The sequence below is a fragment of the Sphingobacteriales bacterium genome (genome assembly GCA_016700115.1).
In the GTDB taxonomy this organism is placed as follows: Bacteria; Bacteroidota; Bacteroidia; order Chitinophagales; family UBA2359; genus UBA2359.
Window position 1 is genome coordinate 3,710,129 of record CP064999.1, and the last position, 14,478, is coordinate 3,724,606.

The window sequence follows — 14,478 nt, forward strand, 5'->3', positions numbered from 1 at the left end:
TAAAATATTCAGTGTTAATCATCTCGATAAGGGATTAAACTTTTATGGATTATATTCAATTAAAACTGGTGTATGTTATCTTTATAATAGAATTTTGCTAAATAGTTTATGGAGAACAACCGTTATTATCAGTAAGTATGAATATATAATCGGTGTTGCCGTGCAAACCGGAAATAGTGAAGTTGCCTGCACTGTTGATAATGACCGGAGGATTTGGTAATCCATGGTTTGGTGTCCAACTGAGTGTATAAGGTAATGCTCCACCCTGAATATTGAGTAAAACAGAACCTTCATTTATCTGACAATAGTCGGGGTTTTGACAATATGTAACCGAAGGGCGACTGTTGATGGTGATGTTTTCTGAAACGATACCTGTACAAGAATTTCCATCGGCAACGGTTACACTCACCGAACCACTTCCGGCAAGCCCCCAATGAACGGATACAAAGTTATCGTTGATTCCACCTCCACCGGTAACTGTACCGCCATTAATTGTCCATATATAGTTACTATAAACAGAGTTTAAAGTATAAGTATGATCAGAATTTGTACAAACCGATAGGGCAGGGGTCAGGAATGCAGGTGTTGGATTTGTGTTGATTGTTACAGTTGCAGGATTGCTTACTACAGATTCACAGCCTTCTCCGGAAGCAGCAATGACACAACGGAACTGGTGAACTCCTGCACTTGTGATATTTCCAACATTTACCATAGCTGTGTTTTGGTTTGTGTAAACAGCGCCACCCGGTGTTCCATTTACAACATTATCCCAGGTCAGTCCGCCGAAATATTGCCATTGATAGGTAATATTTCCGGCACCTCCGCTTACGGCAACATTTAATACCGCCCCATTCCCCGCACATACAGTAACATTAACCGGCTGTGTTTCGACCGTCAATTCAGGTTTAACCGTTACTAATGTTTGGGCGGCATCGCCGGGACATCCATTTGCCACAGGTGTAATGGTAAAATTAACCGCTTGTTCTGTAGTTTCTGAATGGCTCAATGCAATGGCAATCGGTCCTGATACACCGTTTGCAGAATTTGTGCCGGTAACAACTGTCGAAATATCTCGGGTCCAGTTAAACAAAGTACCGGTAATATTAGCTGGAGAATTACTCAACACAATATCAGTAACACCACCGGTACAAATCACAGGATCATTGTTGGTGATGGCTACTGTAGGAATAGGATGAACGATGACTGTACCGGTTACAGGGGTACCATTGCAAACAGTACTACCGGATACGTTTTGAGGAGTAACGGTTATGTTATAACTTCCTGCTATTGTACCGCTAAGGGTAATGCTGTTTGAAGTAGAGCTGCCGGAAAGTGATGGTGGTAAATTCCATAAATATTGAGTGGCTAATGATACTCCGTTTATTGTTGCAACCGCCGAAGCACCGGAACAAAACTCAGTTAAATCTATACTTCCACCGGTGGGATTTTCTAAAATGGTTACGTTAAAGCTACAAGGGGCGCTGCTATTGCCGGCCAAATCAACCGTCCTGAAAGTATTAGTAGTTATCCCCACAGGGAAAATTGCTCCGCTTGTCAAACCTGATATTTGATTTACCACTGCACCGGAACAATTATCGGAAGCAGAGGGAAGCGTATAACTGATAGTTGAAGTATTTTCGCAAGCAACAATATCTGAAGGACAATTGCTTAAAACAGGTATTTCGTTGTCGGTTATTAACACAGATTGATTACATGTGGAGGAGTTACCACAATTATCAGTCGCTGTCCAGGTGATGACAACAGTGCCAACAGGATAAACATCGTTTAAAGAAGCTAAATCGCTTCGAACACCTGCCATAGCCGGTGTTCCGCAGTTATCAGTAGCAACCGGAGCTGTAATAACAACAGAAGCCTCACAAGATCCTGTATCTGCTGTTTGTGAAACAGGTGCAGGATAGGTAAATGAAGGAGGTGTGGTGTCTATGGTTCTGATTAGGTTTTGTGAAACCGTGATACTTTTTCCACAAACATCGGTAACTGAATAAGTGCGAACCGTAGTTTCAGTACATCCTGACAAAGAAGGTGTGCCGTCACCGGCAAAGGCTACTGTTATCGGTCCCAAACAATTGTCAGCTTCATCCGTAACCATGGTAATATCAGGAGCAGGAAACGAACCATTGCAACCTGAAAGGGTGATAGGTGCAGGATTGCCGGCTGTAGGCGGAGTACCGTCAATCGTCCAGGTATAAGTGATAGTTACTGCATCGGCAACATTACCACAAGCATCGGTATAGTTTGCTGTCCATGATTGAGAGAACATACAACCGGTATTTGAAGCACCGGAAGTAGTAACTACAGGAAGGATGCTTCCTTCGCAGTTGTCTGTACCGCTAAACAAAGGCGGGGTTATTGTCGGATTGCATCCTAAATTTTGATTAGAATTAGCGGTTGTAATAACAGGTTTAACTACATCTTGAATCCATGAATAGGTTATTGAGCAATTTGAACTATTATTGCAGACATCAGTAGCAGTTACAGTCCATATCTGAGAATAATTGCAGCCTGTGTTGTTGACTGTAGCTCCTGTAGCAGTTAAGGCAGGAGAATTACAGTTGTCGGTAACAGCACCGGCATCTGAAATTGCCTGTAAAGAATTTATAGCAGCCGGATTACATCCCAAAATCAGTGAAGAAGCAGGGCAAGCGGTAAATACAGGTGCAACTGAATCTGCCACATTAACTGTTTTGCTGCAAGCCGAAGTACAACCATTGCTGTCTGTAACTGTAAGATTGATGGTAAACGAATCATTGCAAATATTACCGGCTACAACATTCACAGAAGAATTATTGGCCGCACCCGAAATAATTGCATTTCCACTTACAGACCATAAATAGCTACTCATACCGGAAGGTGCGGTATAAACCTGAGATGAAACGGGGCAAACCGGTCCGTTGTTTCCGATTATGGTACAATCCGGAGCGGTAACCGCCAGATTTAATGTAGTCGTGGTAAAACCGCAAGCATTTGTTGCTGTAATCAAGTAATTAGAAGCTGCAGTTGGTGTATTAGGGGTGCCACTAATTGTTCCGTTTCCGGTATTCAAAGTTAATCCATTTGGTAAAGTCGGACTAACTGTAAATGTATGGGGCGATGTGCCATTGACTGTTGCCAGATTATTGGTTATAGGAAATCCACTACAATAATTAACCGGATTAGTTGAATAAGTAAGTGAGGTAGGCGATATACAGCAGACATTCACGGTTACTTGCCGGCAGCCCGAAGCCCAGGTTGGTAAACCACAATCAGGACTACCGGTTGCATCAACCATTAAAGCATAAGTTCGGGAAACGGTTAATCCTGACGGGGGGTTGTAGCTGTTACTATTTGCGCCGGGAATGATTGTCCATCCCGAAGTATTTGTTCCGGTTGGACAAGTAACGATTCCGTCCTGATAGTACCATTGATAACTAAATGAATTTTGCCCGCCGGATGGTAAAGAAGATAAAGTAATGTCAGATGGGTCATCACCTAAACAAATCGATTCATTACCATTATTGATAGTGCCGAAATTAACTTGATTCAATACGGTTAATTCCCCACTTACATTAGTAATTCCATCCCAGGTTCCTCCGCCTCCGCTGCTATAACCACCATATTGATAAGGACAGGAATTGATCTTGTAACGATAGGTATAGTAATAAGTACCTCCGCTCAATCCGGTTAAATTGAATAGGTATTCATCATTGTTTGTTCCTCCGCCTGCCGGATTAAAGTTTGCAGGTTGCCAGTTTGTCCAGGTATTTGGATTTGTGTTTGCAGTATGATATCCCAATTCAGCGACTATATTAGCTCCTTGTAATCCCGCTCCGGGTGTTACACCGGGTTCATAAACCTGACCATAAATTGTCAAAACTCCTGTGGAGGCACATATAGTACCATTTGAAGGGTGTTGTAAATTGAAATAATCCAATTGATTGACAGAGTAACTTACGGTATTATATATACCATCCCCACAACCGGTTCCGGTAGCTGTACGACGGGTGCGGATTTGTATTGTGTTTGAACCTAACATGCTTAAAGTAGCAGTTATAGTTGTACCCGGAGTATAAGAATTCCATACCACCCCGCCGTTTATACTAAATTCATACACATCAACAACTGTACCTGTACCACCTGTACCACCGGTAAACGTAGCAGAAACGTCTTCACCCAAACAAAGGGTACTGCCTGAAACTAAAGTAGGTACAATAGTTTGTGAAACAGGGTCGGAAACAACCGTATAACTCTTGGTGTTAGAATAGGCGATACTATTACAACCATCAGTGATTTTGAGGCGATAACACATAGAACCAACTGTGTTTAAAGCAGGAGGATTGAAACTTAATGAAGTAGTATTGCCATCTTCAGCAGTCGCATTGATCCATGTGCCGGTACATCCGGAAGATTGCTCCCATTGATAAGTATAAGACCCGTTCCCTCCGGAAGGAGCACCCACATTAAATGATGCTGGATTACCACCCACACATTGTGTCAATGAAGCCGACCCTCCAACAGCACCGGAAGTAATAATTGTTCCAAATACTGTTAAAGTACCACTTGTTTGAGTAGTTCCGTTCCAAAATCCATTGGGATATCCGCCATATTGATAAGGGCATCCATTTAAAGAATACCGGAAAGTATAAAAATAAGTGCCGGGAGATAGTCCGCTTAATGTTCCGGTAAATTCATCGTTGTTTCCCACTTGAACATTAAATGATGCAGGCGACCAATTTGTCCAGGTGTTTGGATTAGTGTTTGAGGTATGATATCCGATTTGGGCTGACAAACCTGTTCCTACGCCTGCAGGTTCAGTTATGCCGGGTTCATAAACCTGACCATAAACTAATAAACTTCCATTTGAACAAATAGATGCTGTATTAGGAAACTGAAGATTTGCATAATCAATTGGACTAATTACCGTAATAGTTCCTGATGAGGTTATTACTGGACAACTATTTCCACTTGTAGTTACTGTATAATTAAATACCCCACTAACTGATGGAGTGCCGCTAATTGTAAAATTCCCTGACGAAAACATTCCGGTTACGCCTGAGGGTAATCCACTGACATTAGCACTTGTAGCCCCACCTCCGACAGCATAAACGATATTTCCAATTGCAGCGTTTTCACAGACAGTTTGAGTTGGCGATCCGGACGTAAGGCTTAATGTATGCAGTGAATTTACAGTAATCAATAAAGAAGCACAGGTTGTAGTATTGCAATCTCCGGAATACCTGACATAATAAGTTGTATTGGAGGCTGGCGATACTGTAATACTGTTGCCGGTTCCGGCAGATATACCTCCACACGAACCGGTAAACCATTGTATTGCAGCTCCTGTACCTAAAGTTCCTCCAGTAACGGTTAGCGTTGTACTGCTGCCATCACAAATAGTCGAAACTCCGGAAATACCTGTTGGTGCTATTGACGGATCATTTCGGGAAACTACCACATCATCTTGAGAATCTGCACAAACTCCATTGGGTAATGTCCAACGGAAAGTGTTTGCACCCAAACCAAGTCCGGTTACTGGTGAAGTCGGGCTGTTGGCATTGGTGAAAGTTCCTGAACCGGAAACTACCGACCAAGTGCCTGTTCCTGTTGCAGGAGTATTGGCTGCAAGTGTAGCAGAAGTAGCGCAAACGGTTTGGTCAGGACCTGCATTGGCAGTGGTTAAATCATCACGAGTGATGACCACATCATCTTGAGAATCTGCACAAACTCCATTGGGTAATGTCCAACGGAAAGTGTTTGCACCCAAACCAAGACCTGTTACTGTTGAAGTCGGGCTATTGGCATTAGTGAAAGTTCCGGTACCTGATACAACTGTCCAAGTTCCAGTTCCTGTTGCAGGAGTATTGGCAGCAAGGGTTGCAGAAGTAGCGCAAACGGTTTGATCAGGACCTGCATTGGCAGTGGTGAAGTCATCGCGAGTGATGACCACATCATCTTGCGAATCTGCACAAACTCCATTGGGTAATGTCCAACGGAAAGTGTTTGCACCCAAACCAAGTCCGGTTACTGTTGAAGTCGAGCTATTGGCATTAGTAAAAGTTCCGGTACCTGATACAACTGACCATGTGCCTGTTCCTGTTGCAGGAGTATTGGCAGCAAGCGTAGCAGAAGTAGCACAAATGGTTTGGTCAGAACCTGCGTTGGCGGTAGTTAAGTCATCACGAGTAATAACCACATCATCTTGAGAATCGGTACAAACCCCATTGGGTAATGTCCAACGGAAAGTGTTTGCACCCAAACCAAGTCCGGTTACTGTTGAAGTCGGGCTATTGGCATTAGTAAAAGTTCCTGAACCTGAAATGACCGACCAAGTACCTGTTCCTGTTGCAGGAGTATTGGCGGCAAGTGTAGCAGAAGTAGCGCAAATGGTCTGGTCAGAGCCTGCATTGGCGGTGGAAAACTCATCACGAGTGATGACCACATCATCTTGAGAATCAGCACAAACCCCATTTGGTAAAGTCCAGCGGAAAGTGTTTGCACCCAATCCAAGTCCTGTTACTGTTGAAGTCGGGCTATTGGCATTGGTGAAAGTTCCTGCACCGGAAATGACCGTCCATGTGCCTGTTCCTGTTGCAGGAGAGTTGGCAGCAAGCGTAGCAAAAGTAGCGCAAACAGTTTGGTCAGAACCTGCGTTGGCGGTGGTTAAGTCATCGCGAGTGATGACCACATCATCTTGTGAATCTGTACAAACCCCATTGGGTAATGTCCAACGGAAAGTGTTTACACCCAAACCAAGTCCGGTTACTGGTGAAGTCGGGCTATTGGCATTGGTGAAAGTTCCTGCACCGGAAATGACCGACCATGTGCCTGTTCCTGTTGCAGGAGTATTGGCAGCAAGTGTAGCAGAAGTAGCGCAAACGGTTTGGTCAGGACCTGCATTGGCAGTGGTTAAGTCATCGCGAGTGATGACCACATCATCTTGAGAATCAGCACAAACCCCATTTGGTAAAGTCCAGCGGAAAGTGTTTGCACCCAATCCAAGTCCTGTTACTGTTGAAGTCGGGCTATTAGCATTGGTGAAAGTTCCTGCACCGGAAATGACCGACCAAGTTCCTGTTCCTGTTGCAGGAGTATTGGCGGCAAGCGTAGCAGAAGTAGCGCAAACGGTTTGGTCGGAACCCGCGTTGGCGGTGGTTAAATCATCGCGAGTGATGACCACTTCATCTTGAGAATCAGCACAAACCCCATTGGGTAATGTCCAACGGAAAGTGTTTGCACCCAAACCAAGTCCGGTTACTGGTGAAGTTGGGCTATTGGCATTAGTAAAAGTTCCGGTACCTGATACAACTGTCCAAGTTCCTGTTCCTGTTGCAGGAGTATTGGCGGCAAGTGTAGCAGAAGTAGCACAAATGGTTTGGTCGGAACCTGCGTTGGCGGTGGTTAAATCATCGCGAGTGATGACCACATCATCTTGTGAATCGGTACAAACCCCATTGGGTAATGTCCAACGGAAAGTGTTTGCACCCAATCCAAGTCCGGTTACTGGTGAAGTCGGGCTATTGGCATTGGTGAAAGTTCCGGTACCTGATACAACTGTCCAAGTGCCTATTCCTGTTGCAGGAGTATTGGCGGCAAGCGTTGCAGAAGTAGCGCAAACGGTTTGGTCGGAACCTGCGTTGGCGGCAGTAAAGTCGTTACGAGTGATGACCACATCATCTTGCGAATCGGTACAAACCCCATTTGGTAAATTCCAACGGAAAGTGTTTGCACCCAAACCAAGACCTGTTACTGTTGAAGTCGGGCTATTGGCATTGGTGAAAGTTCCTGCACCGGAAATGACCGTCCATGTGCCTGTTCCTGTTGCAGGAGTATTGGCAGCAAGGGTTGCAGAAGTAGCGCAAACGGTTTGATCAGGACCTGCATTGGCAGTGGTAAAGTCATCGCGAGTGATGACCACATCATCTTGAGAATCAGTACAAACCCCATTGGGTAATGTCCAACGGAAAGTGTTTGCACCCAAACCAAGTCCGGTTACCGTTGAAGTTGGGCTGTTGGCATTGGTGAAAGTTCCTGAACCGGAAACTACCGACCATGTGCCTGTTCCTGTTGCAGGAGTATTGGCAGCAAGGGTTGCAGAAGTAGAGCAAACAGTTTGGTCGGAACCTGCGTTGGCGGCAGTAAAGTCGTTACGAGTGATGACCACATCATCTTGAGAATCAGTACAAACCCCATTGGGTAATGTCCAACGGAAAGTGTTTGCACCCAAACCAAGTCCGGTTACTGTTGAAGTCGGGCTATTGGCATTGGTGAAAGTTCCTGCACCGGAAATGACCGACCAAGTGCCTGTTCCTGTTGCAGGAGCATTGGCGGCAAGCGTTGCAGAAGTAGCGCAAACGGTTTGATCAGGACCTGCGTTGGCAGTGGTTAAGTCATCGCGAGTGATGACCACATCATCTTGAGAATCTGCACAAACTCCATTGGGTAATGTCCAACGGAAAGTGTTAGCACCCAAACTGAGTCCGGTTACTGTTGAAGTCGGGCTATTGGCATTGGTGAAAGTTCCGGTACCTGATACAACTGACCATGTGCCTGTTCCTGTTGCAGGAGTATTGGCAGCAAGCGTAGCAGAAGTAGCACAAATGGTTTGGTCGGAACCTGCGTTGGCAGTGGTTAAGTCATCGCGAGTGATGACCACATCATCTTGCGAATCTGCACAAACTCCATTGGGTAATGTCCAACGGAAAGTGTTTGCACCCAAACCAAGACCGGTTACTGGTGAAGTTGGGCTATTGGCATTGGTAAAAGTTCCGGTACCTGATACAACTGACCATGTGCCTGTTCCTGTTGCAGGAGTATTGGCGGCAAGCGTAGCAGAAGTAGCGCAAACGGTTTGGTCTGGACCTGCATTGGCAGTGGTTAAATCATCACGAGTGATGATCACATCATCTTGTGAATCGGTGCAAACTCCATTGGGTAATGTCCAACGGAAAGTGTTTGCACCCAAACTGAGTCCGGTTACTGTTGATGTCGGGCTATTGGCATTAGTAAAAGTTCCGGTACCTGATACAACTGTCCAAGTTCCCGTTCCTGTTGCAGGAGTATTGGCGGCAAGCGTAGCAGAAGTAGCGCAAACGGTTTGATCAGGACCTGCATTGGCAGTGGTAAAGTCATCACGAGTGATAACCACTTCATCTTGAGAATCGGTACAAACCCCATTTAGTAATGTCCAACGGAAAGTGTTTGCACCCAATCCAAGTCCGGTTACTGGTGAAGTCGAGCTGTTGGCATTAGTAAAAGTTCCTGAACCGGAAACTACTGACCATGTGCCTGTTCCTGTTGCAGGAGTATTGGCAGCAAGGGTTGTAGAAGTAGCGCAAACGGTTTGGTCAGGACCTGCATTGGCGGTGGTTAAGTCGTTACGAGTGATGACCACATCATCTTGAGAATCAGTACAAACCCCATTTAGTAATGTCCAACGGAAGGTGTTTGCGCCCAAACCAAGTCCGGTTACCGTTGAAGTCGGGCTATTGGCATTGGTGAAAGTTCCTGTACCTGAAACTACTGTCCATGTTCCTGTTCCTGTTGCAGGAGTATTGGCAGCAAGGGTTGCAGAAGTAGCGCAAACGGTTTGATCAGGACCTGCGTTGGCAGTGGTTAAGTCATCACGAGTGATTACCACATCATCTTGAGAATCGGTACAAACCCCATTTAGTAATGTCCAACGGAAGGTGTTTGCACCCAAACCAAGACCTGTTACCGTTGAAGTCGGGCTATTGGCATTGGTGAAAGTTCCAGCACCTGAAATGACCGACCATGTGCCTGTTCCTGTTGCAGGAGCATTGGCAGCAAGTGTAGCAGAAGTAGCGCAAACGGTTTGATCAGAACCTGCGTTGGCGGTGGTAAAGTCATCACGAGTGATGACCACTTCATCTTGAGAATCAGCGCAAACTCCATTGGGTAATGTCCAACGGAAAGTGTTTGCACCCAAACCAAGACTTGTTACTGTTGAAGTCGGGCTATTGGCATTGGTGAAAGTTCCGGTACCTGATACAACTGACCATGTACCTGTTCCTGTTGCAGGAGTATTGGCAGCAAGCGTAGCAGAAGTAGCACAAACGGTTTGGTCAGGACCTGCATTGGCGGTGGTAAAGTTATCAACTGTAACTAATACAGAAGCACAAGTTGTTGTGTTACAAGTGCCGGCGTATCTAACAAAATATACGGTATTTGCAGTAGGAGTAACAATGATACTATTTCCGTTTCCTATAAAAGTTCCTCCACAAGAACCAGAGAACCATTGGGCAACAGCTCCTGAACCGGCACTACCTCCTGATAATGTAAGTGTGGTATTGCTTCCGTTACAAATTGTGGTTGTTCCTGAAACGCCTGTAGGTGCAGTTGACAATGTATTTGTAGTGCCAACACTGAAAGTAGAAGTTGCAGAACAACCATTTGCATCAGTAACTGTAACAGTATAATTTCCTGCACAAAGTCCACTTATATCTTCAGTTGAGGATCCATTCGACCAAGAATAAGTATAGGCATTTCCACCCGAACCCGATAAAGCGTATTTAGTTGCCAGGTAATTTCTTACTCCTTGAAGTTCAAAAGCAGTCAGTACACGGTTGTATATGATAATTTCAGAAATATCTCCATCAGACATTTCACTCAAACCATTATTCCATCCATTTAGTTGTAATTGCCCAATACCGGAAACACCGCCTGAATTTGATGCAATTAATGTTGAGAAATCGTAGAATGATGTCAAACTACCGGTTCCTGTAGCGTGGTAAATATGTGGAAGATTATCCGGAGTAGGACCGCTTGCTGATGTAACCCAACCATTTGCATGCATAACATTTTGATTTCCACCCCAATATCCTAACAACCAGTTTGTGTTTGCAGAAGAAAGTAGCCTTGAATCAGAACCATTATTCATTTTGGAAATTGTGAATATGGTATATGGGGTATTGAAATTCACTGACGAAGTCATATACTGAGAAGTATTAAATCTCAAAACAGGTTTTCCATTTATGACACTATTTACCCAGGTTGGGCGATTATTTACATTGTTTTGAGAAATATGATTAACTAATCCACTGAGATCAGACCATTGAAATATTCCCGAGTTCAAATCACGCAATATTCCATTATCACTGTTTAGCCATAACGTTAGGTTTGAAGATAATCCAACTGCATTTGGTTGTTTAGCTAAAGGGGTTCCACCGCTAACTGTTAAATTTATTGACCCATCACAAATTCCGGGACACGATGCATTGCTTACGGAGGCTGACAGCCCAATAGAGGATGGTTGAGAAACGGTACCTGATGCAGTAATTGTACATCCCGATGCGGCTGTTATTGTAACGGTATAAGTACCGGGAGGGCGACCTGTAACGACTGCGGTAGTTTGACCACCGGGAGACCAAAGATAAGTATAAGGGGTTGTTCCACCGGTAACATTTGCCGAAACTACGCCATTACTACCACCGTTACAAGTTACATTTGTCGTTCCAACTGAGGCACTTAATGTATTTACAGTTACTATAACTGATGCGCAAGTAGTCGTGTTGCAAGTTCCTGCATATCGAACAAAATAAGTTGTATTTGATGATGGTGAAACAAAAATGCTGTTCCCTGTTCCGACCAATGTGCCTCCACATGAACCGGTAAACCATTCTGCTACTGCACCGGTACCGATTGTTCCGCCTGAAACAGTTAAAGTAGTAACACCTCCATTGCAAGCGTAAAGAGAACCTGAGACTCCGGTTGGTGCTACTGAAGGAGTAAATGGTGATGAAGTTACGTTTAACTGCAAATTACCGGTTGAACTGCTACTATAATAACTGCCTACTGTGATATAATAAATAGTGCCGGATGTTGCTGTCCAACTTACTCCTGCATAATTTGAAGTACATCCGGCCCCATTGTCATCATTACAAGTTACCTGAGTAAAGCTCCCGCAACTTCCGGTGTAAACAGCAATTTCATCGTCGAAATTTGTGCCGCCAGTACAGGTTATTGCTGTCATAGTTCCACAAATACCTGTTACAGTCCACCATACATTTTTATACGGCCCATCACAAGTAGATGTTGTAAAATCATCTGTAGCACAAGTATTGTTTATAATAGAGCTTGTATAAGGCAAAGATGGAATGTTGATTGCACTAGAACAAGCATCGTTGGTAATGACATTAGTAGGTGTTAAAATAAGACCACCGTAAGAATCTCCACCCCCCTCAACAATGGTTAGTTCAAGGGTTGACGATGGGCCTAAAAATCTGTTGGATAATACAGCAGTAGGATTTGAACAGCATGATCCAGAATGAATAAGTGTACCATCTAGAAGTAATGTGTAACCATCATCATGTCTTACTTGTATATCATAATAACCACAAGGGAACCCTTGTCTTTTCATACGATAAGAATGATTGTCAGGAGAAACAGAACAACCTGAATAAGCAGCTCCATTTGTTGCATTTGCCGATGAAGGAGACTGGGAAGACTGATTCCAACGATCAGTAGTTGTAGGGCTTAGTCTTGTGTCAGTATAATACCCAGAATAATTGGAGTTTAAGTCAGTACTATTATAAGCAATTACGTTCCATATATTAGATCCAAATCCAGGATCAGCGGGAGGTGTAACAACTGTAACGGTAGCTGACGAACAGGCAGTATTACCACAACCTGAACCAGAACCCGGCTCATATCTTGCAAAATAGGTTGTGGTAGAACCGGGAGCTGTTATGTTTATAGCTGCGGAGCTGGTATTATCGCCTGCAGTAACAGACCCTAAAAAAGTGCCACCACATGAGCCACTATAAAATGATACTACTCCATTTTTATTTATTGCATTTGGAAAGTTTGCAGTGAGGGTTATTGTTGAAGGGGCAGAGGTAGAACAATAACTGCTGTTTGAAACAGATAAACTGTTTGGTGCTTCATTATATCGGTTCACAATTAAAATAGTGTTTGAGGTTACAGAGCAACTGCCATTTGTAACCCTATATCTTATTCTATCGGCATTTCCATCACTATTTGAAGTCTTTTTGGGGAAACAACAAACTCCTGAACTATTTCCTCCTACCCAGTTATTATTCCAAACACCGTTATTACTTCCCCAATCCCAAACCACACTTCCATATTGTCCCGAAACTGTTACGGCTGTTCCAAAATTTCCGCTTGCATCACAAAAATTTATTGGGCCGGCGTTAGAAACACTTCCTAAGGAAGGGGAAGCTCCTAAGTCGTTTAATGTTAATGCCTGATGAGACCCTCCTCCACCTTCTAAATGGCGCACTTCAATCGTAGAACTTGAATTTAGGTCACCGGTCCATATATTCGTATGTGAATCACAACAACCTATATGTTGAAAAACCAAGGATCCGTTTACATAAACCCTTATATCATCATCATGGTTAGGTATATCTAACTGATATCTTCTACAACTAAAATTAGTCCTTTTTGAAACGACAACGTGATTATCTACAGGCACAGTACATCCTTGCCAACCGCTTGCGTCTGATGGTGAACCATTTGTTCCCCATCTGTTTAATGAATTGTAAGATAAGTTACCCTCTGTGTAATATCCTGAATAAGTGCCCGATAAGTCAATATTTCCCCCTGTATAACCTAAGACATTCCATATATTATTTCCAAAACCGGGGGCAGCTGGGGGAATACAAGTAGAGGTTACATTTAAAGTATAAGTTCCACAACCCGTTGTAGAAAATCCTTCTACAGTTATATATATTATTTGTCCTGCGGAACGCGAAATCCCATTTATTACAGACTGAAGTGAACAACCATCATCATTTAAACCCAAATCACTACCACAACGACTTGTTCCGGCATATAAATAAGTATCCCACGAGGCAGTTCCGCATAATGAAAAATTGAAAGTACCTGTATATGGCGCAATAAATACAAACTCCTGATCTTCAGAACCTCTTAAACCGCAATTGTTTTCAGAACCGCATGTGTTACCGGGAATACTTGCGCTTCCTGTAAATGCAGACCCAGAAATACTTAAAGTCCAACTACCTGAACCACTCGAATATGCTTCAATAATAGCATAATATACACCTGCACTCAGAGATGCAGTTATTGATGATTGAAGTCCACAAGCATCATCACTTGCCCCTAAATTGCTATTGCAGGGAGTGGTTCCTAAATATAAATAAGTATCCCATGAAGCTCCTCCACATAAAGAAAAAGTATATGATCCTGAAACAGGTATAGTTACTTCAACTATTTGATCATTTGATCCTCTTAGTCCACAGTTATTTCCAGATGAGCTTGTGTTTCCTGAAACTGACTGTCCTGATGTAGCAGTATAGTGAACTGCGCCCAGCAAATTTTGAGAAAAGACTAAGATGGATGAAATTAATATAATGTAAATGTTTTTCATTCTAATTTGTGTTATACCCCAACTAAAATCAAATCAGGCATAAGATATAATTCAAAATTCGCTTAGAGTTAGTAAAATCTTCGGCTCAAATGTTTTCATAGTCTCATTAATTT

The 14,478-nt window shown here is 43.5% G+C and carries 1 protein-coding gene; it reads right to left on the bottom strand.

Going from position 1 to position 14,478, the window contains the following annotated elements; genetic code table 11:
• Positions 1-106: 106 nt before the first annotated feature.
• The gene (locus IPM47_13250) at positions 107-14,365 is read right to left on the bottom strand and encodes an HYR domain-containing protein (GenBank protein ID QQS27838.1); all 14,259 of its coding nucleotides are present in this window, start codon (positions 14,363-14,365) and stop codon (positions 107-109) included.
• Positions 14,366-14,478 lie beyond the last annotated feature (113 nt).